Source organism: Allobosea caraganae, assembly GCF_003351345.1.
Classification (GTDB): domain Bacteria; phylum Pseudomonadota; class Alphaproteobacteria; order Rhizobiales; family Beijerinckiaceae; genus Allobosea; species Allobosea caraganae.
This window is the reverse complement of record NZ_QQTO01000012.1, coordinates 56,511-78,830: the sequence shown is the minus strand read 5'-3', so window position 1 is coordinate 78,830 and position 22,320 is coordinate 56,511. Positions and strand designations below refer to the sequence as shown.

Annotated in this window: 24 protein-coding genes; 10 read left to right on the top strand and 14 right to left on the bottom strand. The window is 66.4% G+C overall.

Annotation, left to right across the window (positions count from 1 at the left end):
• Positions 1–37: 37 nt before the first annotated feature.
• Together DWF00_RS05935 and rocD are read right to left on the bottom strand one after the other, a co-directional pair.
• Positions 38–829: a transporter substrate-binding domain-containing protein gene (locus tag DWF00_RS05935; protein ID WP_114830515.1), complete on the bottom strand. Its 792-nt coding sequence runs from the start codon at positions 827–829 to the stop codon at positions 38–40.
• A 221-nt stretch (positions 830–1,050) separates the two neighbouring features.
• The gene (gene rocD / locus DWF00_RS05930; protein ID WP_114830514.1) at positions 1,051–2,271 is read right to left on the bottom strand and encodes an ornithine--oxo-acid transaminase; all 1,221 of its coding nucleotides are present in this window, start codon (positions 2,269–2,271) and stop codon (positions 1,051–1,053) included.
• Positions 2,272–2,470: 199 nt separating this feature from the next.
• On the opposite strand from rocD, the gene DWF00_RS05925 reads away from it, so the two are divergent.
• Positions 2,471–3,142: a spermidine synthase gene (locus tag DWF00_RS05925; RefSeq protein WP_114830513.1), complete on the top strand. Its 672-nt coding sequence runs from the start codon at positions 2,471–2,473 to the stop codon at positions 3,140–3,142.
• A 108-nt stretch (positions 3,143–3,250) separates the two neighbouring features.
• Here the strand turns inward: DWF00_RS05925 and DWF00_RS05920 are convergent, their stop codons facing one another.
• Both DWF00_RS05920 and speB read right to left on the bottom strand, forming a co-directional pair.
• Positions 3,251–3,736: an Lrp/AsnC family transcriptional regulator gene (locus tag DWF00_RS05920; RefSeq protein WP_114830512.1), complete on the bottom strand. Its 486-nt coding sequence runs from the start codon at positions 3,734–3,736 to the stop codon at positions 3,251–3,253.
• Positions 3,733–4,785 carry an agmatinase gene (gene speB / locus DWF00_RS05915; protein ID WP_114830511.1) on the bottom strand — a complete coding sequence of 351 codons (1,053 nt, stop codon included), beginning with the start codon at positions 4,783–4,785 and terminating at the stop codon, positions 3,733–3,735. Before speB ends, DWF00_RS05920 begins: the two co-directional genes overlap by 4 nt.
• A gap of 489 nt (positions 4,786–5,274) precedes the next feature.
• Between speB and DWF00_RS05910 the strand changes: the two genes are divergently transcribed.
• The 3 genes from DWF00_RS05910 (at position 5,275) to DWF00_RS05900 (ending at position 8,420) form a co-directional block, all read left to right on the top strand.
• A complete protein-coding gene (locus DWF00_RS05910; protein ID WP_114830510.1) occupies positions 5,275–6,360 on the top strand; it encodes a TRAP transporter substrate-binding protein in 1,086 nt (361 codons plus the stop codon).
• 267 nt (positions 6,361–6,627) lie between these two features.
• Entirely contained in the window at positions 6,628–7,725 is a 1,098-nt protein-coding gene (locus DWF00_RS05905; RefSeq protein ID WP_114830509.1) for a TRAP transporter substrate-binding protein, read from the top strand.
• Positions 7,726–8,009: 284 nt separating this feature from the next.
• Positions 8,010–8,420: a hypothetical protein gene (locus DWF00_RS05900; protein WP_114830508.1), complete on the top strand. Its 411-nt coding sequence runs from the start codon at positions 8,010–8,012 to the stop codon at positions 8,418–8,420.
• A 17-nt stretch (positions 8,421–8,437) separates the two neighbouring features.
• Here the strand turns inward: DWF00_RS05900 and DWF00_RS05895 are convergent, their stop codons facing one another.
• Genes DWF00_RS05895 through solA form a run of 3 tightly spaced genes read right to left on the bottom strand, consistent with a single transcriptional unit; the run spans position 8,438 to position 11,694 of the window.
• Positions 8,438–9,628: a multidrug effflux MFS transporter gene (locus DWF00_RS05895; RefSeq protein ID WP_114830507.1), complete on the bottom strand. Its 1,191-nt coding sequence runs from the start codon at positions 9,626–9,628 to the stop codon at positions 8,438–8,440.
• Positions 9,625–10,527 carry a DMT family transporter gene (locus DWF00_RS05890; RefSeq protein ID WP_114853004.1) on the bottom strand — a complete coding sequence of 301 codons (903 nt, stop codon included), beginning with the start codon at positions 10,525–10,527 and terminating at the stop codon, positions 9,625–9,627. The genes DWF00_RS05895 and DWF00_RS05890 overlap by 4 nt, the downstream gene beginning before the upstream one ends.
• Positions 10,528–10,554: 27 nt before the next feature.
• Positions 10,555–11,694 carry an N-methyl-L-tryptophan oxidase gene (solA, locus tag DWF00_RS05885; RefSeq protein WP_114830505.1) on the bottom strand — a complete coding sequence of 380 codons (1,140 nt, stop codon included), beginning with the start codon at positions 11,692–11,694 and terminating at the stop codon, positions 10,555–10,557.
• A 292-nt stretch (positions 11,695–11,986) separates the two neighbouring features.
• Here solA and DWF00_RS05880 point away from each other — a divergent pair, with 292 nt between their 5' ends.
• Positions 11,987–13,684, top strand: a complete 1,698-nt coding sequence (locus tag DWF00_RS05880; RefSeq protein ID WP_181832750.1) for a methyl-accepting chemotaxis protein — start codon at positions 11,987–11,989, stop codon at positions 13,682–13,684.
• A 6-nt stretch (positions 13,685–13,690) separates the two neighbouring features.
• Here DWF00_RS05880 and DWF00_RS05875 read toward each other — a convergent pair whose 3' ends face one another.
• The 3 genes from DWF00_RS05875 to DWF00_RS05865 all read right to left on the bottom strand — a co-directional run bounded on the left by DWF00_RS05875 (position 13,691) and on the right by DWF00_RS05865 (position 15,830).
• Positions 13,691–15,076 (bottom strand): FAD-binding oxidoreductase, encoded by a 1,386-nt coding sequence (locus DWF00_RS05875; protein ID WP_114830503.1) that lies wholly within the window; start codon positions 15,074–15,076, stop codon positions 13,691–13,693.
• Positions 15,077–15,231: 155 nt separating this feature from the next.
• Entirely contained in the window at positions 15,232–15,528 is a 297-nt protein-coding gene (locus tag DWF00_RS05870; RefSeq protein ID WP_114830502.1) for a hypothetical protein, read from the bottom strand.
• The gene (locus DWF00_RS05865) at positions 15,525–15,830 is read right to left on the bottom strand and encodes a hypothetical protein (RefSeq protein ID WP_114830501.1); all 306 of its coding nucleotides are present in this window, start codon (positions 15,828–15,830) and stop codon (positions 15,525–15,527) included. The genes DWF00_RS05870 and DWF00_RS05865 overlap by 4 nt, the downstream gene beginning before the upstream one ends.
• A 152-nt stretch (positions 15,831–15,982) precedes the next feature.
• Here DWF00_RS05865 and DWF00_RS05860 point away from each other — a divergent pair, with 152 nt between their 5' ends.
• On the top strand, positions 15,983–16,297 hold the full coding sequence (locus tag DWF00_RS05860) for an MliC family protein (protein WP_114830500.1): 315 nt from the start codon (positions 15,983–15,985) through the stop codon (positions 16,295–16,297).
• A 34-nt stretch (positions 16,298–16,331) separates the two neighbouring features.
• Here DWF00_RS05860 and moaA read toward each other — a convergent pair whose 3' ends face one another.
• Entirely contained in the window at positions 16,332–17,333 is a 1,002-nt protein-coding gene (moaA, locus tag DWF00_RS05855) for a GTP 3',8-cyclase MoaA (RefSeq protein WP_181832749.1), read from the bottom strand.
• A gap of 248 nt (positions 17,334–17,581) precedes the next feature.
• Here moaA and DWF00_RS05850 point away from each other — a divergent pair, with 248 nt between their 5' ends.
• Both DWF00_RS05850 and DWF00_RS05845 read left to right on the top strand, forming a co-directional pair.
• Entirely contained in the window at positions 17,582–17,950 is a 369-nt protein-coding gene (locus DWF00_RS05850; RefSeq protein WP_114830498.1) for a gamma-butyrobetaine hydroxylase family protein, read from the top strand.
• A 162-nt stretch (positions 17,951–18,112) separates the two neighbouring features.
• Positions 18,113–18,643 (top strand): dihydrofolate reductase family protein, encoded by a 531-nt coding sequence (locus DWF00_RS05845; RefSeq protein WP_114830497.1) that lies wholly within the window; start codon positions 18,113–18,115, stop codon positions 18,641–18,643.
• 179 nt (positions 18,644–18,822) lie between these two features.
• Here the strand turns inward: DWF00_RS05845 and DWF00_RS05840 are convergent, their stop codons facing one another.
• Complete coding sequence (locus DWF00_RS05840) at positions 18,823–19,221, bottom strand: RidA family protein (RefSeq protein WP_114830496.1); 399 nt, start codon at positions 19,219–19,221, stop codon at positions 18,823–18,825.
• Positions 19,222–19,439: 218 nt separating this feature from the next.
• Here DWF00_RS05840 and DWF00_RS05835 point away from each other — a divergent pair, with 218 nt between their 5' ends.
• Entirely contained in the window at positions 19,440–20,036 is a 597-nt protein-coding gene (locus DWF00_RS05835; RefSeq protein WP_114830495.1) for a TetR/AcrR family transcriptional regulator, read from the top strand.
• 172 nt (positions 20,037–20,208) lie between these two features.
• Here the strand turns inward: DWF00_RS05835 and DWF00_RS05830 are convergent, their stop codons facing one another.
• A complete protein-coding gene (locus DWF00_RS05830) occupies positions 20,209–20,526 on the bottom strand; it encodes an ArsR/SmtB family transcription factor (RefSeq protein WP_114830494.1) in 318 nt (105 codons plus the stop codon).
• A 95-nt stretch (positions 20,527–20,621) separates the two neighbouring features.
• Here DWF00_RS05830 and DWF00_RS05825 point away from each other — a divergent pair, with 95 nt between their 5' ends.
• The gene (locus DWF00_RS05825) at positions 20,622–21,374 is read left to right on the top strand and encodes an SDR family NAD(P)-dependent oxidoreductase (protein WP_114830493.1); all 753 of its coding nucleotides are present in this window, start codon (positions 20,622–20,624) and stop codon (positions 21,372–21,374) included.
• A 356-nt stretch (positions 21,375–21,730) separates the two neighbouring features.
• Here DWF00_RS05825 and DWF00_RS05820 read toward each other — a convergent pair whose 3' ends face one another.
• Complete coding sequence (locus tag DWF00_RS05820) at positions 21,731–22,312, bottom strand: L,D-transpeptidase (protein ID WP_114830492.1); 582 nt, start codon at positions 22,310–22,312, stop codon at positions 21,731–21,733.
• Between the last annotated feature and the right edge of the window lie 8 nt (positions 22,313–22,320).

The following is a 22,320-nucleotide window of genomic DNA, read 5'->3' as shown; positions in this document are numbered from 1 at the left end:
ACCGGGGCGGCGCAGCGCCGCCCCGGCCGGATGACCGTCACATCAAGTCGATCTTGAACCACTTGCCCTGGATCTTCTTGTAGGAGCCATCAGCCAGCGATTCGGCGATCGCCTTGCTGAACATCTCCTTCAGGGCGGTGTCCTCCTTGCGCACCGCGCCGCCGACGCCGGGGCCGTGGATCGCCGGATCGCGCGTCACTTCGCCGGCCTTCTGGCAGCAATCCTTGCCTTTGCCGTCGAGGAAGTCCTGCAGCGCCAGCGAGTCGGCGATGATGTAGTCGAGGCGCCCGTTGAGCAGGTCGAGATTGGCCTCTTCCTGGGTCGGATAGAGGCGGATGTTGGAGTCCTTGTAGTACTTCTCGAGGAAGTTGGCGTGGATGGTCCCGCCTTGCGTGCCGACCGCCTTGCCCTTCAGGGCGGCGGGCGAGATGTCGGTCGAGGCCGACTTGGCGCTGATCGCCCAGATCGGCGTCTTGGTGTAGACCGAGGTGAAGTCGACCCGCTTCTTGCGCTCGTCGGTGGCGTTCATGCCGGCGATGATGATGTCGTATTTATTGGCGAGCAGCGCCGGGATGATGCCGTCCCAATCCTGCACCACCCAGGTGCACTTCACCTTCATCTTCTCGCAAAGCATGTTGGCGTAGTCGATCTCGAAGCCTTCGAGCTCTTTCTTGGCGTTGAGGTTGTTGAAGGGCGGATAGGCGCCTTCGGTGCCGATCCGGATCTCCTTCCATTCCTTCTGCTGGGCGAGCGCGGCCGTCGAGCCCAGCGCCGCGAAGGATGCCGCGGCCAGGGCCGCGCCGGCGATCAAACGAACGAAACCTTTCATGGTACCTCCCACAGGTTCGACCGGTCGGGCGTTTCGAGTTCCCGTGTCCGGCTTGTGCCCACAGATTGGGCGATCCGGTGCCTTGCCCGCAAGTGGGGGCATGCAGCTTTTCTAAGCGGGGGCGCTTAAAGAACCGGCAGTGCAACTCTATGGTTTTATTGATTATTTCCGCATGGTCTGGGCTCTGAACCGAGCGCGCGAATCTGTGGAGCGTGCCGCCTTCAGGCGGCTGCCGCTCCGGCGCGCCCGGCAAAGCTCGCGAAAACCGCCTCGCAGCAGTCGAGCCCCCAGTCGAGCTCGGCCCGGCTGATCGTCAGCGGCGGCGCGAAGCGGATCACGGTCTCATGCGTCTCCTTAGTCAGCACGCCGGCGCCGGCCAGCGCGCTGACGACCGTCTTTGCCGAAGCGGCGCTGGGGTCGAGATCGACGCCGACCCACAGGCCCGCGCCGCGGACATCGCGCGCTAGACCCTGCGTCATCGCCGCGAGGCGGCGCTTCATGTATGCGCCGTGCTCGGCCGAGCGCTCGACCAGCCGCTCCTCCTCGATGATGTTCAGGGCCTCGAGCCCGATCGCTGCCGCCAGCGCATTGCCGCCGAAGGTCGAGCCATGCGAGCCGGGCTCGAACAGCCGCATCACGTCGCGCGAGGCGAGGAAGGCCGAGACCGGATAGACCCCGCCGCCGAGCGCCTTGCCGACGATCAGACCATCCGGCCGGATGCCCTCATGCTCATGCGCGAACCAGCGCCCGGTGCGGCCGAGGCCGGACTGGACCTCGTCGAGGATGAGCAGGACGTTGTTGGCGTCGCAGAGGTCGCGCAGGCGCTTGAGATAGCCCATGGGCGGCACGACGATGCCGGCCTCGCCCTGAATCGGCTCGATCATGATCGCCGCCGTGTTCGGCGTGATCGCGGCTTCGACCGCGGCTGCATCGCCGAAGGGCACGTTGACGAAGCCGGGCGTGAATGGGCCGAAGCCGTCGCGATAGCCCTCGTCCGAGGAGAAGCCGACGATCGTCGTGGTCCGGCCGTGGAAATTGCCGTCTGCCACGATGATCTCGGCCTTGCCGTCTGCGATGCCCTTGACCCGGTAGCCCCAGCGCCTGGCAGCCTTGATCGCGGTCTCGACAGCTTCGGCACCGGTATTCATCGGCAGCGCCATCTCCTGGCCGGAGACGGCGCAGAGCTTGGCCAGGAACGGTCCGAGCGGCTCGCTATGGAAGGCGCGGCTGGTGACGGTGAGCTTGCGCGCCTGCTCGCTCAGCACTTTGAGGATGCGCGGATGGCCATGGCCGAGGCTGACGGCGGAATAGCCGCTCATCATGTCCAGCCGCTTCACGCCGGCGACATCGGTGAGCCAGACGCCCTCGCCATGCGAGAGCATGATCGGCAGCGGCGCGTAGTTGGCGGCGCAGACCTGACGTTCGAGCTCGATGGCGTTCATGGCTACTCTCCCTCGCAAGGGGGCAGGGTAGGCGCGAGGCTGCAGCCGGAGAGGGCGGTGAAACGCGCTTCGCTCGGCCGATTCTGTCGTCATGGCAGCAGGATTGGGCTGGGTCGGCCGCTCCGCAGTGAAATTGCGCACTCGAAGCGCCGCCCCGCGCGGTCTATAGGCTGGCTGCCCCTCGCAGGAGAATAGCCCGTTGATCCCGTGGTCGCTGCTCGACACCGCCAAGCTGCCGGATGGCAGCGGAGAATTGCGCCTGAAGCAGCGTGGCAGCGAATTCTCGATCATGCTCGGCACGAACGAGCTGATGAACAGCCGCCTCAGCGGCTCCGAGGAGGCGCTGGCGACGCTGGTCCGCGAGCGGCTCAGCGAGAGGCCGAAGCCGCGCATCCTGATCGGCGGGCTCGGCATGGGCTTCACCTTGCGCGCCGCGCTCGCCGCCTGGGGCACTGACGCGCGGATCGAGATCGCCGAGCTCATGCCTGCCGTCGTCGCCTGGGCGCGGGGGCCGATGGCCGTCGTTTTCGGGGACTGCCTGGACGATCCGCGCGTCACCATCACGGTGGCGGATGTCGCGGGCGTGATCCGGGCCGCGCCCGGCGCCTATGACGCGGTCCTGCTCGACGTCGATAACGGCCCGGAGGCCATGACCATCGCGGCCAATGACGCGCTCTACGACGACGGCGGCCTGGGTCAGGCGAAGGCGGCGCTGCGCCCGGGCGGCATCCTCGCGGTCTGGTCGCAAGGTCCCGACCGCCGCTTCACCCAGCGCCTGCGCCGGGCCGGCTTCGCGGTCGAGGAAGTCATGGTGCGGGCGAACAAGGGCCGCAGCGGCGCACGGCATGTGATCTGGCTGGCGCGGCGCTGAGCGGCGCTCGATCGCCGTGCGTCCTATCGGACGCAAAGTGGCGATCTAGGCTTTTGTCATTGCATCGGATTTTTCCGAAAACCGGATTCCACTTTTCGGTCCGATGCTTTACTCCTCCGCCAGAGGATAACCCTCGAACTCCTTCAGCGCCTTGAGCGCGAAGGTCGTGCTGATCTTGGCGACGCCGAGCTGCGGGTCGGCGAGCCAGGCGCCGGTCAGCTCCTCGTATTCGGCGAGCGAGCCGGCGACGATGCGCGCCAAATAATCGGCCTCGCCGCTGACGACCTGGACCTCGGCCACATCCGGCGCGGCGCGCAGCACCCTCTCCACGCGCTCGCGCCGCCCGACCGAATGGTCGCGCAGCGAGATCTGGGCGAAGGCGACGATGGCGTGCCCGGCGAGCTCCGGCGCGAGCCTGGCGCCATAGCCGAGGATCAGGCCGGACGCCTCCAGCTTGCGCACGCGCTCCAGGCAGGGGCGGGCGGAGAGGCCGACCCGCTCGGACAGAGCCTGGTTGGTGATGCGGCCCTCGTTGCGCAGGATCGCGATGATCCTGCGGTCGATCGCGTCGAGGCTGAGCGGCTTGCGCTTCACGGCCTTCCCTTACCGGCGGCGCGCGCTTCGGCGATCAGGCAGAGCTCGGTGAACAGCACCTGCGCCGCGCATTGGGCCGTGTTGGTCGTCGCGTCATATTGCGGCGCGACCTCGACCACGTCGGCGGCGACGATGTCGCGGCCCTTCAGCCCGCGCAGGATGGCGAGCGCCTCGCGCGGCGTCAGGCCGCCGACTTCCGGCGTGCCGGTGCCGGGCGCAAACGCCGGGTCGAGCGAGTCGACGTCGAAGGAGACATAGGTCGGCCCGTCGCCGATCACGGCGAGCGCCTTGGCGATGACGGCATCCAACCCCATCCGATCGACCTCGTCGGCATGGATCACGGTCATGCCGGACTCGTAGGAGAACTCCCAGAGATACTCGGCGCCGCCGCGGATGCCGATCTGGATGACGCGCTCGGGATCGAGCACGCCGTCGAGCACCGCCTGCCGGAACGGCCCGCCATGGTGGAATTTCGAACCCTCATAGGGGCCGGACGTGTCGCAATGGGCGTCGATATGCACCATGCCGACCGGGCGCTTCTCGCCGACCGCCTTCAGGATCGGGTAGGTGATCGAATGGTCGCCGCCGACCGCGAGCGGCGAGACGCCGGCCTTCACGATGGTCTTGAAGGTCGCCTCGATATCCTCGTGGCAGCTCTCCAGCGAATAGCGCGAGCGGAACGGCACGTCGCCGATATCGGCCGCCTTGACCATGCCGAAGGGGGCGGTGCCGTTGACATGGTCCATCGGTCCCATGCGCTCGACGGCTCTGACAGCGCGCGGCCCCAGCCGCGTGCCGGCGCGGTTGGTGACGCCGAGATCCATCGGCAGGCCGATGATCGCGACGTCGAGCCCGCCGAGGCCGGGCTGGCCCAGCGCATCCGGCCGGTAGGGCGCGTTGATGAAGGTCGCGACGTCGGCGAAGGGCCATTTCCGCTTGTCGCCCTTGAACTGGTCGGCCGCGACCTTGGCGAAGCGCGGGTCATGGATGTCGGCGCCGCTCGCATCGGCATAGCGCGCCCTCAGCTTCGCCAGCTTGTCCTGATCCATCGCTACGCCTTTCGTCTTTGGCCGGTGCTAGAGCATTGGACCGAAAAGTGGAATCCGATTTTCGGAAAGATCCGATGCAATAACAAAGGCCTAGATCGCCACATTGCGTCCGATAGGACGCACGGCGATCTAGAGCATTTTCAAGCGAAGTGGCTACCGGTTCGCGTAAAGAAAATGCGTCATGGGAAAAAGCTGTCGCGCGCGAGGTTGACCGCGCCCGCGAAAAGTATCATGCGCTTTGGGTGCAGCCGTGCCATGCCTCAGGCGCAATTGTCGAGCCTGGAGCGCTGGTCGACGGTCGCATGACGTCTAGGGAGAAGAGCGCGGAATCGCGCAAGTATTGAGATCGTGGCCGGTACACGTTGCACCAAAGAACAACATCCTCGGCCTTGCTGATCGTCGCAGCCCGCCACCATTGTCCTGAAACGTCGCAGGATGGGGAGAAACCCGTCTGCGCATCGTTCTGCTGAAGTCTGAGGAGATGCCCCTATGAAGCGCCGTCAGTTTATCCAGGCCGCCACGGCCGGAGCAGCCGCGTCCGCGGTCGCCATGCCCGCCGTCGCCCAGTCCAATCCCGAGGTGAAGTGGCGTCTCGCCTCCAGCTTCCCCAAGTCGCTCGACACCATCTATGGCGGCGCCGAGGTCATGGCCAAGATGGTCTCCGACCTGACCGACGGAAAGTTCCAGATCCAGGTCTTCGCCGCCGGCGAGATCGTCCCCGCCCTGCAGGCGGCCGACGCGGTGACCAACGGCACCATCGAGATGGCCCACACCGTCTCGTACTACTACGTCGGCAAGGACCCGACCTTCGCGATCTCGGCCTCGGTGCCGTTCGGCCTCAATGCCCGCCAGCAGAATGCCTGGCTGTTCCAGGGCGGCGGCAACGAGCTGTTCAACGAGTTCTACAAGAAGTTCAACATCTACGGCCTGCCCTGCGGAAATACCGGCGCGCAGATGGGTGGCTGGTTCCGCAAGGAGATCAAGACGGTCGCCGATCTCCAGGGCCTGAAGATGCGCATCGGCGGCATCGCCGGCTCGGTCCTGCAGAAGCTCGGCGTCGTGCCGCAGCAGCTCGGCGGCGGCGACATCTACCCGGCGCTCGAGAAGGGCACGATCGACGGCGCCGAATGGGTCGGCCCCTACGACGACGAGAAGCTCGGCTTCGCCAAGGTCGCGCCGTACTACTACTATCCGGGCTTCTGGGAAGGCGGTCCCTGCGTCCACGCTTTCGTCAACCTCGAGAAGTGGAACTCGCTGCCGAAGGCCTATCAGGCCGCGCTGACCGCCGCCTGCACCTATGCCAACACCCAGATGGCGGCGAAATACGACGTCCAGAACCCGTCCGCGCTGAAGCGCCTCGTCGGCGCCGGCACGCAGCTGCGTCCGTTCCCGCAGGACGTGCTCGAAGCCTGCCTCAAGGCCTCGAACGAGCTCTACAGCGAGATCTCGGCCAAGAACCCCGACTTCAAGAAGGCGATCGACTCGATGACCGCCTTCCGCTCCGACCAGTATCTCTGGTGGCAGGTCGCCGAACTCACCTTCGACGTCTTCCAGGTGCGTTCGCGCGCCCGCTGAGTCGGATGAAAATCGGCGCTCAGGCGCCGGTCGAGCCAAATGAAAGCCCGGCGCAAGCCGGGCTTTTTCTTGACTGGAAAGCTCTAATGGCGCGCTGCCAAGGCGATTTTGGTTCGCCGGCTACATCTAAAGTCTAGATTCTTGCAAATTATGCATAGGGGGCATGCATTTCCTCTTGCGCTGTATGACGGACCTGTTTTTCTTGTGACGGGGAGGCGCCAAGCCGGATCAACCGGCGCGCCATCGGCTCTGGGAGGGGCAGTCCAGATGAAGCGTCGTCAGTTCTTGAAGGTGGCAGGCACAGGGGCCGCCGCCGCCGGGGTGATTGCGAGCCCGGCCATCGCGCAAAGCTATCCCGAGGTGAAATGGCGCGTCACCTCATCCTTCCCGAAATCGCTCGATACGATCTACGGCGCTTCGGAAGTGCTCTCCAAGGCGGTCTCCGAGGCGACCGACGGCAAGTTCCAGATCCAGGTCTTCGCAGCGGGCGAGATCGTCCCCGCCCTGCAGGCTTCCGACGCTGTCACCAACGGCACGGTCGAGATGTGCCATACCGCGTCGTATTACTATGTCGGCAAGGACCCGACCTTCGCCTTCGGCACCGCGGTGCCGTTCGGCCTCAACGCCCGCCAGCAGAACGCCTGGTTCTATCATGGTGGCGGCAACGAGCTGCTCAACGAGTTCTACAAGAAGCACAACATCTACGCGATTCCGGGCGGGAATACGGGCTGCCAGATGGGCGGCTGGTTCCGCAAGGAGATCAAGACGGCGGCCGACCTCCAGGGCATCAAGATGCGCATCGGCGGCTTCGCCGGCCAGGTGTTGAGCAAGCTCGGCGTCGTGCCGCAGCAGATCGGCGGCGGCGACATCTACCCGGCGCTGGAGAAGGGCACGATCGACGCGGCCGAATGGGTCGGGCCGGCCGATGACGAGAAGCTCGGCTTCAACAAGGTCGCGCCCTACTACTATTATCCCGGCTGGTGGGAGGGCGGCGCCTCGCTGCACTTCTTCATCAACACCGCCAAATGGGACAGCCTGCCCAAGACCTACAAGTCGATCCTGACCACGGCGGCTGCGCTCGCCAATGTCGACATGACCGCCAAGTACGACGCCCGCAACCCGGCGGCGCTGAAGCGCCTCGTCGGCGGCGGCGCGCAATTGCGGCCGTTCTCGCAGGAGATCCTCGAGGCCTGCCTCAAGGCCTCCAAGGAGGTCTATGCCGAGACCTCGGCCAAGAACCCCGACTTCAAGAAGATCTACGAGGCGATGTCGGCCTTCCGCGGCGACGAGTATCTCTGGTTCCAGATCGCCGAATATACCTTCGACAATTTCCTGATCCGCGCCCGCGCGGCCAATCAGCTCTGAAGAGAGCGACCCGCCGGGTTACCGGCCAACTCGAGAGCCCCGGCCGCAAGGCCGGGGTTTTTCGTTTAGCTGGAGCATGCTGTGACTTGCCAGAAGCGAACGCCGTCATCCCGGAGCGGCGCTGCTTCGCCGCTTATCCGGGATGACGCGGAGACGTTTTCGCTTGATTGCAGCAGGCTCCAGAGTTCTGCCGATCACGATCTTGCCGCCATGGCTTTGCCGCGCTTGCGGTTTAGCGGCATGATGCCGATGTGCTAACGCTGCTTCGTTGGAGGATTTTGCTGATGCCGCGCTTCGCCCTGTGCCTCCTCGCCGCGCTCGCCGTTGCCGCGCCCGCGGCTGCGCAGTCGATCGGCCAGCCCATTCCCGGTCATGGCGACGCGCTGGCCAAGTCCAGACTGCCCGCTGCCCTGAAGCAGCAGCAGGCCGCGCGCGCCTGCCCGGAATACGGGCCGGGCTTCGTCAAGGTCGAGGGTTCGACGCTGTGCGTGCGCGCCGGCGGCCAGGTCCGGGCCGAGTTCGGCAAGCGCTCCTATAACAGCCGTGGTTCCTCCTTCGGCTCCTCGGCGCGGGCGCTCGGCTATGTCGAGGCGCGCGGCACCACCGGCCTGGGCGAAATCCGCGGCGTCTTCGTCGGCGGAGGCAGCGTCGGCAACCTCAGCCGCGACCGCTACGAGGGCGGCTTCTACCGCTGAGTTCGCTGGGCTCTCGCTCAGCCGCGCGGCTTGAAGCCGCCGAAGCGCAGGCAGAACAGGCCGATTCCGGTCATCAGCCACATCGTCACGACCAGCGACTGGGGCCAGATCGTCACCAGCCAGCTGATGATCACGGTGACGAGCGCGCTCGATCCGAGCTGGAGCGCGCCCATCAGCCCCGCTGCCGAGCCGGCGAGCTCGGGCTTGGCCGAGAGCGCGGCCGCGGTCGAGCCGGGGATGGTGAAGCCGTTGCCGAGCGCGCTGACGGCGAGCGGCACGAACAAGGTGAGCGGCGTCCACCAGGGGCTCAGCGACAGCGCCAGCGCGACGCTCATCGCTGCGAACGAGATGATCAGCCCGAACCGGATCATCGGCCCGGTGCCGCGCCGCACGACCTGGCGCGACATGAAGAAGTTGCCGATCATGTAGCCGAGCGCGTTCAGGACGAAATAGGCGCCGTAGGTGTCCGAGCCCCGGCCCATGATCTCGACGATGATGTAGGGCGCCGCCGCGACGAAGGCGAAGAAGGCGCCCGAGGTCATCGCCAGCGCCACGACGTTGACGAGGAAGCCGCGATCGACCGCAAGCGCCGGGAAGGCGCGGAACACGCCGAGCAGCGAGGTCCTGATGCCGACGCTCGGCGCCGTCTCCGGCAGCTTGAGGATGGTCAGCAGCAGCACGGCGCTGCCGACTGCGGTCATGAACCAGAAGATCACGCGCCAGCCGAACCAGGTCTCGATATGGCCGCCGAGATAGGGCGAGATCATCGGCGCCACCACCATGACCATGGTGACGCTGGCGATCTGGCTCGCCGCCTGGTCCTTGCTCGCGGTGTCGCGGATGATCGCGCGCGCCAGCGCAAACGCGATGCCGGACCCCGCGCCCTCCAGCACCCGCGCGCTCAATAGCACGCCGGTCGATTGCGAGAGCGCGCCGAGCACCGAGCCGGAGACGAAGACCGCGATCCCGGCGACGACGCAGGGCCGCCTGCCGAACCGGTCCGAGAGCGGGCCGATGATGAGCTGCGTCACCGCCACCGCCACCAGGAACAGCGTCAGCGTGAGCTGGATCGTGGCGTAGCTGGCGCCGAAGGCGCGCGCCAGGGCCGGTGTCGCCGGCGCCAGCAGGTTGAGCGCGATCGGCTGCAGCATCGAGATCGCCACGAGCACCAGCAGCGTCGGCCTGGCTGGCAAAGCGGTCGCGCTCATGGCGTCGGCCCGCTTTCGATCTGGAGCTTGGAATCGGGGCGCACGCGCTGCCGGTGCAGCGTGTAGAGCCCGCTAGCGACGATCAGTGCGATGCCGGCCATCGCCCAGGCGTCGGGCATGTCGCCCCAGACGAGATAGCCGACGAGCACCGCGAAGACGACGACGGAATAGCGATAGCCGGAGATGACGCCGATATCGCCGCTCCGGAAGGCGATCACGGTGAGCACGCTGCCGATCGTGACCAGCACGGCGGCGGCCGCGAGATAGAGGGTCTCAAGGCGCCATGCCGGTTGCCACGTCTCGAAGAGCCCGAGCCCCAGCGAGGACGCACCGACGATCACGGTCGTCGACAGCGTGACCACCGTCGCCGGGATGTCGCTGCCGATCTTGCGCGTCAGCAGGTCGCGCGCACCGACCAGGATGGCGCTGATCAGCGCCACGATCGCCGGAATGTCGAAGTTCTCGGGCGCCGGCCTGATCACCAGCAGCACGCCGAGGAAACCGACGACCACCGCCAGGCTGCGCCGCCAGCCGACGCTCTCGATGCCCAGCAGAACCGCCATGACGACGATGATGATCGGCGAGGCCATCAGGATGGCGGTGATGTTGGCGAGCGGCAGCTTTCCGAGCGACCACATGAAGGTCAGCGCGACCGTGCCCTCGATCACCCCGCGCAGGAGGACGTAGGGCTTGAGCAGCTTCCCGAGGTGGCGCCCCTCCCGGAACAGGAAGACCAGCACGATGCCGGCGGTGATGGCGAAGATCGCCCGCACCGCGAGCGCCTGCCCGGCCGGATAGATCTCGCGCGCCAGCTTCATCAGCGTGTCGCTGCCGACGAAGAGCGACATCGCCATCAGCAACGCGATGATTCCGCGGCGGTTCTGGGCGGCACTGGCCAAGACGGCGTCCTGTCGGGGAATGTCCGGTCAGGCCGCGAGGCGGCCGAGCGAGAAGGGGGAAAGGTTGAAGGCCGAGCGGCCGCTGGTCGAGAGGTCGGCGAGGATCTCGCCGATGGCGCTGGCGAACTTGAAGCCGTGGCCGGAGCAGCACGAGGCGAAGACCGCCTGCGGCACGCCCGGCACCGTGTCGATGACGAAGTCCTCGTCGGGCGAGACGGTGTAGACGCAGCCCTTCAGCGTCAGCGGGTCGCCGGCGGCATCGGGCAGGTAGCGCGCCAGGCACTCCCTGATCATCGCGACCTGCTGCGGGCTCGGCGTGCGGTCGGGATCGCGCGGGTCCATCGGCTCGCGCGCGAAATGCGGCCCGCCCAGCTTGAAGCCGGGATGCTCGTAGAGCGGGAAGCCGTAGAAATTGCCTTCCTCGACCGTGAGGATGAAGACCGGGAAGGCGCCTTGCCGGAACAGCTCCGGCCGCCGCGTGGTGAACCAGCCGATGGCCTGCCGCACGGTCGTCAGCTTGCTCGCCAGCGCCGGCACAGCATCAGTGATCCAGCCGCCGGAGGTGATGACGAGCCGCCCGGCCGAATAGGTGCCGCGCTCGGTGCGCACGGTGACGCCGCCGTCAGCGGTGGGAGACCAGTCGAGCAGCGGTTCGTTGGTGCGGATATCGGCGCCGCGCGACTGCGCCAGCCCGACATGGGCGTAGATCGCCTTCTCGGAGGCGACGAAGCCGCCATCCGGCTGCCACAGGCCGAGATGGCCGGCCGGCAGGTGGAAGGCCGGAAAGCGCCGCGCGATCTCCTTGCCGTCGAGCACCTCATGCGTCAGCCCGTGGTCGAGGCAGGATTTCAGGGAGGATTCGACCATCCCCGCCCCTTCGGGCGCAAGGTCGACCGAGCCGGTGACGTGCAGCAGCTGCATCCCGGCTTCCGCGCCGGTCTGGGCCCAGAGCTCGTGCGCGCGCCGCACGATCGGCACGTAGTGCGAGCCCTCGAAATAGGCGAGGCGGATGATCCGGTTCAGCCCGTGCGAGGAGCCCATCGCATGGCCGAGGTCGAAGCGCTCCAGCCCGAGCACCTTGAGGCCACGCTGCGCCAGGTGCCAGCAGGCGGCCGAGCCCATGGCGCCGACGCCGGCGACGATCACGTCATAGCTTTGGCTCGTCATGAGAGTGGCCTTGCAGAGGGGGCAGGGGGCTCAGAGCGAGAGCAGGATGGGAGCGGAGCTTTAAAACATGATCTCGGGAAGTGCGAAGCGCTTTTAGTAGCGGGGCTCCATGCCGCGCCGTGCTGGCTGGCGCCTCGATCTGACGCAAGGTCAGGCTTTGTTAACGTTATGAATCGATAAACGCCTGGTTCCTTGCTGAACGGGATTGCTGATGCTTCGCGACAGGCTACGGCGCTGGTTGGACAGCCGAAACCGGGCTGTGCCCGCAGGGCCGTTCACGCCTGCCAAAAGCATGCGTGCGGCACCCACCTATGACGAGAGCGATCCGCTCGACACCGAGGCCTCGATCCGGGAGGCGGTCGGCGCGCTCGAGCAGGATGTCGTCGCTGCGCTGCGCCGTCTGACCGGGCGCCTCTACCAGGCCGAGCACACGTCGAGCCAGGCCGAGGAGGGCTCGATCGGCATCCACAGGCGCACCGGCGACCTCCGCGAGGCGGCCGAGACCGCGAGCCTGAATTCGAGCGCGCTCGCGACCGCGACCCAGCAGGTCTCCGACGCCGCCGAGCAGGTCGGCAGCTCGATGAACGGCGCCCGCGACATGCTGGAGGCCGCCGCCACGCGCGCCGGCGAGGCGACGCAGATGATGACCGGGCTCGCCATCGCCACGGTCGAGATTCGCTCCATCGTCGATTCGATCGCCGAGATCGCCCGCCAGACCAACCTGCTCGCGCTCAACGCCACCATCGAGGCCTCGCGCGCCGGCGAGAGCGGGCGCGGCTTCGCCGTCGTGGCGCAGGAGGTCAAGGCGCTCTCGGTCGAGGTGCGCGAGGCCGTCGACCATATCCGCAGCCGCGTCGACAGGCTGGCTCAGACGGCCCAGGGCTCGGCCGGCATCGTCAACGACGCGCTGCAGATGGTGCGCGACGTCAACCCGGTCATCGCCGCGATCGGCAGCGCAGCCCACGAGCAGGCCGCCGCTGCGGCCGAACTCTCGCGCAGCGCCGACGAGACCGCCCGCTTCATCGACACCGTCTCGCGCCAGGTCGGCGAGATCGACGAGATGGCGCTCATGGCCGCCGCCCGCAGCGCCGAGGCGCGGGGTGCCATGGCCGACGGCGCCAGGCAGTCGGAAGGGCTGCTGGTCCGCTTCGTGCCGCTGCTGCGCCACACCGCCTTCGCCGACCGCCGCCAGCATGATCGCTTTCCCGCCGAATACCCGGTCCAGGCGCGCTTTGGCTCCGACAGCTTCTCGTCGCAGACCGTCGACCTCGGCCTTGGCGGCGCGCTGCTGGCCGGCCAGGGCACGCCCAAGGTTCAGCCCGGCCTGTCCGGCTCGATCACGATCGCCGACCTGCCGCCGCTAGTCTGCCGCCTGATGGCGAAGAGCGAGCTCGGCCTGCACGTCGCCTTCGACGGGACGGCTGTCAGCGATCACGAGCCGCTGCGCCGGCTGCTCGACGAGATCGAGCAATCCTACCGGCCGCTGATCGACCGCGCCCAGCACTTCGCCGCCCGCATTGCGGCGCTCTACGAGCTGGCGCTGCGCCAGGGCAAGCTCAGCGAGGCCGACCTGTTCGACATCGACTACCAGCCGGTCGCCGGCACCGATCCGCAGCAGTTCACGCATCGTGCCCTGCCGGCGTTGGAGGCGCTGCTGCCGCCGATCCTGGCCGAGATGCTCGGCAGCGACCCGCGCCTCGTCTTCGCGGTGCCGATCGACCGCAACGGCTACATCCCGGTGCACAACGTGCCGTTCGCCCAGAAGCAGCGGCCGGGCGAGACGGTCTGGAACACGGCCAACAGCCGCAACCGCCGCATCTTCGACGACCGCGCCGGCATCATGGCGGCGCGGTCGGTGCGGCCCTTCCTGGTCCAGTCCTATCACCGCGACATGGGCGGCGGCGTCACCCATGTCATGCGCGAGGTCGATGCCCCGCTGCGCATCAACGGCCGCCATTGGGGCGGCGTGCGCATGGCCTACCGGATGTAGCCTTCTTCAGGCGTGCATCGGCTTGATGTTCTGGTTGATGCGGAAGAAGTTCTCCGGATCGTACTTCGCCTTCAGCGCGACCAGCCGCTCGTAATTGTCGCCATAGGTCGCCTTGAGCCGGCTGACGTCGCCATCCTCCATCATGAAGTTCACATAGCCGCCGCTGCCTGAATAGGGATGCACCGCCTCCCAATAGCCCTTGGTCCAGCGCGTGATCTCGCCGGCCTTCTGCGGGTTCGGGTCGATGCCGGCGATCACCATCGACCAGGTCGCGTCGCGCGTGTTCCAGGCCGTGTCGTTCCGGCCGACGCGGCGCACCGCGCCGTCGATCGGGTAGAGATGCATCAGGCAGAGCGCGCTCGGAACCTGCTGCGCCTGGACGATATGGGCGTCGATCGCAGCGTCGGTCAGCTCTTTCACGAAGTCGCCGCGCCAGTACCACTGCATCCCCTTGGGGAAGAACGGGTCGAACATCGACTGCAGCGCCGGGAAGGGCATCTCGCCCATCCAGTTGAACAGCGGCGCCGGCAGCTTGCTCAAGAGCTTGGCCATGGCGGCCTGGCCCTGCTCGGCCGGGCCGTTATAGCAGGCGATGACGGCGCAGGCCTTCTTGCCCCGATGCTCGGCCGGGAAGGGCTCCACCGGCGGCACGGTCTTTAGGCCCACGAAGGCGCCGAGCTCCTCCGGCGCGCCGGGCAGGAAGTCGCGATAGGCCTTCATGACCTGCTGCGCGTCCTTGATGTCCCAGAACACCGGCCCGGCATAGACCATGCCGACCGGGTGCGCCTTGAACAGGAAGCTGGTGACGATGCCGAAATTGCCGCCGCCGCCGCGCAGGCCCCAGTAGAGGTCCGGGTTCTCCGCCGCGCTCGCCGTGACGATGCGGCCATCGGCCAGCACGACGTCGGCCTCGATCAGGTTGTCGCTGGTGAGCCCGTGCTTGCGGGTCAGGTAGCCGGTGCCGCCGCCCAGCGTCAGCCCGGCGATGCCCGTGCTGGAGACGATGCCGGCCGGCACCGCCAGGCCGTAGGCGTGCGTGGCGTGGTCGACATCGCCCTGCGTGCAGCCGGGGCCGGCGCGCACGGTGCGGCTGGCGGGGTCGACGCGCACGCCCTTCATCAGCGAGAGGTCGATCATCAACCCGTCATCGACGCTGGCGAGGCCGGGGCCGTTATGCCCGCCGCCGCGGATCGCGACGCGCAGGCCGCTGTCGCGGGCGAATTTCACGGCGGTGACGACGTCGGCGACGTCCGTGCAGCGCGCGATCAGCATCGGGCTCTTGTCGATCATGCCGTTATAGAGGCTGCGGACGGAGTCGTAGTCCGCATCCGCTCGGGTCACGACTGGGCCGCGCATGGCTCCGATGAAGGCGTCGGTCGTGGTGGCATCCATGGTGTCCTCCTCGTCTTTGCGATGGTGGGCTTGGGCAGGCGGGAGACTGCTCTTACGGCTGGGCCTCAAAAGAGGCGGGAACGAGGGCCCCGCCATCGTCGAAACGCGACCCAGCCGGGTCGGCGCCGGGGACCGGCGGGCACTGGCCGCGTGCGTCAGTGATGGAGAGGCGGCGCCCGCCGCAATGGGCATGGTCCAGTCGCCCGGCCGGGCAGATCGACCTGCCTCTCCCGCATGCAACCGGCGAAGCGCAGCAGGTTGAGCGGCAGCAGGATGCAATGGAGTCCGAGGACAGGGGTCAGATTGAGCAGCGCGCCATAGGCGATGAAGAGCAGGTTCGCCAGAATCGCAGCCGCCCGGAGCGAGATCATTTGCGTGCAGCAGAAGGCCGTCAGGGTCATGCCGGCGGCAAGAAAGCCGATCAGGTCCGTCAGCGCTGCGACCGGCATCATGGCTGCTGCCTCTGGTCGCTCAGCGTGTCGAGGACGATGGCGAAGAGCTGGGACATCCTCTGCGGATCGTCGCCGCTGCAGCGCCTCCCGATCATCTCGATCAGCCCGTTCGCGGCGGCCGCATCCTCCAGCGATAGCGATCCTGTCCCGCTGCTGTCGCGGACCGTGTTCGAGAGCCGCTCCCGCCAGGCATTGCAGGCGGAGATCTGACGGTCATGATCGGCTCTCTCGGCGCTCTGGGCACCGAGCTGCTGGCCGAGGGTGACAAGAGTGACGAGGGCAAGGGCAAGGCTGCTGCGCATCTGTCTCTCCTGGAAGGTGGTCGAGCAAGGCGCCTTGAAAGCGCTAGAGGCATAGCCGCTCGGACCCGGCGAAAATGTGTGCTAGCTCACAGACCGCTGGCCGCAGGATGAGCGCTTCGCATCCGGGCTGTTCGGCTTCCAGGGAGGGCAACATGGCCGCCAAAGCTGTCGCATGTGCCGGGTTTCTCGCCGTTGTGGCGATGACCGGCCCGGCCCTATCCGCCGAACTGCGCTATGACTGCAGTGGCGGCACGCGGTTGACCGCGGCGTTTTCCGCTCCGGGCGCTACGCCAAGAAACGTCGTCCTGACGATTGCCGGCGAGCGCGGCAAGCTCACGCTGCCGCAAGTGGTTTCTGCCGATGGCGGCCGCTATGCGTCCGGCGCCGTGGAATTCTGGATCAAGGGGAACGACGCCACGCTGGCGCGGGCAGGCAAGAGCCAGAGCGAGACCTGTCGCGGCAAGTGAAGGCTGCGCTGTGGGACTTGCCGGGGGGCAGTGACTAGCCGCCCGTCACGCTCATGTGCCGGCCCACGGCCGGGCGCGAGCGCCGCCGGTCGATCACGAAATCATGGCCCTTGGGCTTGCGCGAGATCGCCTCGTCCATGGCGCGGTAGAGCAGGGCGTCGTCACTTGAGGCGCGCACGGCCGAGCGCAGGTCGGCGGCGTCCTCCTGGCCCAGGCACATGTAGAGCGTGCCCGTGCAGGTCAGGCGGACGCGGTTGCAGCTCTCGCAGAAATTATGCGTCATCGGCGTGATGAAGCCGAGCAGCCCGCCGGTCTCGCGCACCCGGACATAGCGCGCCGGTCCGCCGGTGCGGTACGGGTCGTCGTCGAGCGTGTACTTGTCCATCAGCCTTGCGCGCACGATCGAGAGTGGCAGGAACTGGTCGATCCGGCCGGGCTCGATCTCGCCGAGCGGCATCACCTCGATCAGCGTCAGGTCCATGCCGAGCCCGTGGGCCCAGGCCATCAGGCCCTCGATCTCGTCCTCGTTGACGCCCTTCAGCGCCACCGCGTTGATCTTGACCCGGAGGCCCGCCCTCTGCGCCGCTTCGATGCCGCGCTGCACCTTGGCGAGGTCGCCCCAGCGCGTGATCTTGCGGAACTTGTCGGGGTCGAGCGTGTCGAGCGAGACGTTGATGCGGCGCACGCCGCAGGCGGCGAGTTCGCTGGCATAGCGCTCGAGCTGCGAGCCGTTGGTGGTCAGGGTCAGCTCGTCGAGCGCGCCCGAGGTCAGGTGGCGCGAGAGCGAGCGGAACAGGTTCATGATGTCGCGCCGGACTAGCGGCTCGCCGCCGGTGATGCGCAGCTTGCGCGTGCCGCGCGCGACGAAGGCGGTGGCGACGCGGTCGACCTCTTCGAGCGTCAGCAGGTCGCGCTTGGGCAGGAAGGTCATGTCCTCGGACATGCAGTAGACGCAGCGGAAATCGCAGCGATCCGTCACGGAGATGCGCAGATAGGAAATCTCCCGGCCGAACGGATCGACCAGGGGTGCGCGCATCAGGGGCTTGTGGGGATCGAGAAGCACTTCTGGTTTTCGTCTCTGCCGCGTTTCCACCACCTGTTGCTCGCACGTGCGTGGTGGCAACAGCATTGCTATAGCTTGCAGAGACATTGGCATCGCGGGGCGCGACGTCAATAGCGGCAATCGTCACATGCACTTGAGCATGTTCCGCAAAAGTGGGGCGCGATTTTGCGGCTAGGACATGCTCACGATATGAATCGCGTGCAGCGTTGGGAAACACGAAGATGTCAGCCTGGCCGACCGAAATCCGCCTGTCCAAGGACCGGCGCACCCTGCACGTCTCCTTCGAGGACGGCGCGAGCTACGCACTTGCCGCCGAGTTGCTGAGGGTCGAGAGCCCCTCGGCCGAGGTGCAGGGCCACAGTCCGACGCAGAAGCAGACCGTGCCCGGCAAGCGCGAGGTCGAGATCCTCCGCGTCGAGCCGGTCGGCCACTACGCCGTCAAGCTCGGCTTCGACGACATGCACGACACCGGCATCTTCGCCTGGGACTATTTGCGCGAGCTTGGCGAGCATGGCGGGGAGAAGATGCAGGCCTATCTCGACGCGCTGGCGGAGAAGGGACTGTCGCGGGAGCGGAGCGGGCAGAGGTAGAGCGCGCTCGCGGTTTTGCCGGCCAAAGGCCGCGAGCGATGGTTGGCGGACTTCTGGTTGTTCGTCAGGCCGACAAGGCGGCGCGCAGTTTGTGCCCAACCTCACCTGCGCGTAACGGCGGCTCAAGCTGTTCTGAAGACCCTGGGATGGAGATTTTGCAGCATGGCGAAGCTTGTCTTCGGAATGAACCAGTCCCTGGACGGCTATATCGACTACATGGCGTTTGCGCCAAGCCCCGCGCTCTTCCGTCATTGGATAGAGCACGTGCGCGACCTGACCGGCAGTGTGTACGGTCGCCGTATGTACGAGATCATGCGCTATTGGGATGAAGACGATCCTGAGTGGGACGCGGAGCGACGCGACTTCGCGGCGGCGTGGAGGAGCCAACCGAAGTGGGTCGTATCGCGCTCGTTGAAGTCGGTCGGCCCCAACGCCACACTTGTTTCGGATGACATCGAGGCGGTGGTCCGTGGGCTGAAGGCTCGGCTCGTCGGGGAGATTGCCGTTTCCGGACCAGACCTGGCGCGAAGCCTGACCGACCTTGGTCTTATTGATGAGTATCGCCTCTACTTGCACCCCGTCGTGCTTGGTCGCGGCAAGCCATTCTTCGCCGGTCCCCGGCCGCCGCTCCGCCTTGTGGCCAGCGATCGAATTGGCGAGGACGCGATCAGGTTGACGTACGTTCCTGCCTGATCACGCGTCTCGCCCGACGAACTGCGCCGACGCGTCCGGTTCGCAATTGGTCGGAAGCAGAACGTCGTCACCTGCCTGAGAGCCGACATGGCGTGCGGTCAAGCCGATCAGCCGCGGCTTTGGCGGCATCGGCTTCAACGCCAGCCAATTCCAAGGCAGGTGCTCGGTGATGCAATTGATCAGGTGGACTGAGGCAGGCGCGCGATGACTTTGATCTCAAAATCGAAGCCCGCCAGCCAGTTAACGCCTATCGCGGTCCAGTTCGGGTAGGGCCGTTCGCCGATCGCCTTCAGTCGCACGGCGGTGACGGTCTCCCACTGCGTGGCCGGATCGGTGTGGAACGTGGTCACATCGACGATGTCGTCGAACGTGCAACCGGCGGCCTCCAGCACGGCCGCGAGATTGTCGAAGGCAAGCTGGACTTGGCTTTCGAAGACCGGCTCGGGCGAACCGTCTTCGCGGCTGCCGACCTGGCCCGAGACGAACAGGAAGTCGCCGGAGCGAATCGCCGCCGAATAGTGGTGGATCTCGTAGAGCGCCTGCCGGCCGGCAGGGAACACCGCATCGCGTTTGGTCATGATTTCACTCCTGTTCGAACAAATCAGGCCCGACCTCCCGACGCGACGTTGCTTCGCCGGGAACGGCGAGAGACGTGCGCGCGGGCTGAGGTTGGGGGTCCGCAGCGCTTCACCGGCCGGGACGGCCGTTGATATACATCCCGTATGTCGGTATATCCGCACATACGCACCGTATGTCAATATGCATACGGCGCGTATGTTATTTGCGGGAGATGGCGATGGTCGCGAGACGACGTGCCGAGATGGTGGAGGAAACCCGAGCCAAGCTCATTCAGGCCGCCCGGAAGGCTTTCGCGGCCAAGGGCTATGCGGCGTCGTCGATGGATGACCTAACCGCCGAAGCCGGCCTGACGCGCGGCGCGCTCTATCACAATTTCGGCGACAAGAAGGGGCTGCTGCAGGCCGTCATCGACCAGATCGACGCCGAAATGCTGGTGCGGATGCGCGTTGCTCAAGAACGGGCGGAGACCCGCTGGCTCGGATTCCTCGCGGAGAGCATCGCCTATGTCGAAATGGCTCTGGAGCCGGAGATCCAGCGCATCATGCTGCGGGACGGGCCGGCCGTGCTCGGCGATCCATCGCAATGGGCCAATCAGAATGCGTGCCTTCGCACGACCACGCAAACGATCCAGGCGCTGATCCACGAGGGAACGGTCAGGCCGGTGGATGCGGAAGCCGCCGCCCGGCTGCTCAATGGAGCGGCGCTCAACGCCTCGCTCTGGATCGCGGCCGCCGATGATCCTCACGCCGTCTTTGCGAGGGCCGTCGAGGCATTCCGACATCTCGCGGCCGGCTTGCTGCGGGCCGAGGGCTGAGCGCAGTCGCCGCATCGTCGCAGACCCAAAGAAAAAGGCCGGCGCGATACGCCGACCCACCTAAACTTGGCTAGGGCATCGGACCGAAAAGTGGAATCCGGTTTTCGAGAAAATCCGATGCAATAATAAAAGCCTAGATCGCCACTTTGCGTCCGAAAGGACGCACGGCGATCTAGTCGTCCTCAGCGTGCTGCAGGATCGATGTCAGCAGCCCTGGAAATCGCGCGTTGATGTCCGCCTCGCGCAGCGCGTTGCGATGCTCAACGCCCTGCTTCGTCGTGTGGACGAGCCCCGTCTCGCGCAGCACGCGGAAATGGTTCGACAATGTTGACTTGGCCATGTTCGGGCATGGTGCCGCGGCAGTGCACGACAGGCAATTCTTCTGCCCGATCAAGCTCTTGACGATTTTCAGACGCGTCGGATCGGCCAGCGCCGAGAGCACGCCGGCCAGTGTGATGTCCTGCGTCGATGGGTGAACGAACTGAACCATGAAATAAATATAGGCCTGCCCTTGACGTCGTTCAATAGTTCATTATTTCCGAACTATCGAACTCATGAACTCAACGACGATCAAGGACCACGATCATGACCAAGACACTCCAAGGCAAGGTAGCTCTGGTAACCGGCGCATCTAAGGGCATCGGCGCCGAAATCGCGCTTCAGCTCGCAGCGCAAGGCGCGGCTGTCGCCGTCAACTATGCATCGAGCAAGAAGGGCGCCGACGATGTCGTCGCGAAGATCGTCGCAAATGGCGGCAAGGCAGTCGCCGTTCAGGGCAATCTCGCCGATCCGAAGGATGTAAAATCCGTCGTTGCGGAAACCGTGAAGGCGCTGGGGCCGATCAATGTGCTCGTCAACAACGCCGGCATCTACGAATTCGCCCCGCTCGACGGCATCACGCCGGAGCACTTCCACAAGCATTTCGACCTGAACGTGTTGGGCCTCTTGCTGGTCTCCCAGGAAGCGGTGCGGAATTTCAGCGCAGACGGCGGGAGCATCATCAACATTTCGTCGGGCGTCTCCACCATCCAGCCGGCGGATACGGCAGTCTACACCGCCACCAAGGCCTCGGTGGACGCCATCACCACCGTGCTGGCCAAGGAACTGGCGCCGCGCAATATCCGCGTCAACGCCGTTAATCCCGGCATGATCGCCACCGAGGGCGTCACCTCGGCGGGGCTGGCCGAGGGCGACATGCGCACTTGGATCGAATCCGTCACGCCAATGGCCCGCATCGGCAAGGTCGAGGAGATTGCCTCGGTCGTCGCCTTCCTCGCCTCCGAGGGCGCGTCCTACGTCACCGGCGAGACCCTGCACGTGACGGGTGGCCTTCGCTAACGGCACTGTCGAACAAAGTGACAAACCCCGGCAGCGATGCCGGGGTCCTCAAGCGATCTCGTCGGCTGCACTGCGATCGAACTTGAAGGTGTCGTCGGCACAGACGCCCTGGTGCAGGCTGCGATTTGGCAGAATCAAACGCCGTCATCCCGGACGCAGCGCAGCGGAGCTCCGGGATCCATCATAGGGCGCTGCGGAGCCTTACGATGGATCCCGGAACTGCGCCGCAAACGCGGCTTGTCCGGGATGACGCGGAGAGGTCCCCGTCCGATCGCAGCATGCTCTAGCGGGATCTGGGCTCAAAGAAAAAGGCCGGCTTGGAGCCGGCCTTTTCCCTATTCGATAGGTCGCCTCGCTCAGCGCGCGACGACGACGCGGGTGCCGACCTTGGCGCGCTCGTAGAGATCCATCACGTCCTCGTTCAGCATGCGGATGCAGCCCGAGGAGACGGCCTGGCCGATCGTCTCCGGCTCGTTCGAGCCATGGATGCGGTAGAGGGTCGAGCCGAGATACATCGCGCGGGCGCCGAGCGGGTTCTCCGGGCCGCCGGGCATGAAGCGCGGCAGGTCGGGGCGGCGCTTGATCATCTGGGACGGGGGCGTCCAGCTCGGCCATTCGGCCTTGCGGGTGATGGTCTGGGCGCCGGCCCAGTCGAAGCCGGGGCGGCCGACGCCGACGCCGTAGCGCATCGCCTTGCCATCGGGCAGGACGAAGTACAGGCGGCGCTCGCTGGTGTTGATCACGATCGTGCCCGGGCGCTGCTTGCCGTCATAGGAGACGACCTCACGCGGGATCGCCGTCGCCTGCGCCTTGCTGGCGTCGGTGTCGGCCATCAGCGGCAGGCGGGTCAGCGGGTCGATCTCATAGGCCTGGGCGGCAGAGACGGCAGCCATCGCGCCGAGGCCGGCGAGAATGGCCATGCGGAAGAAGCGGTTCATCGGGACCT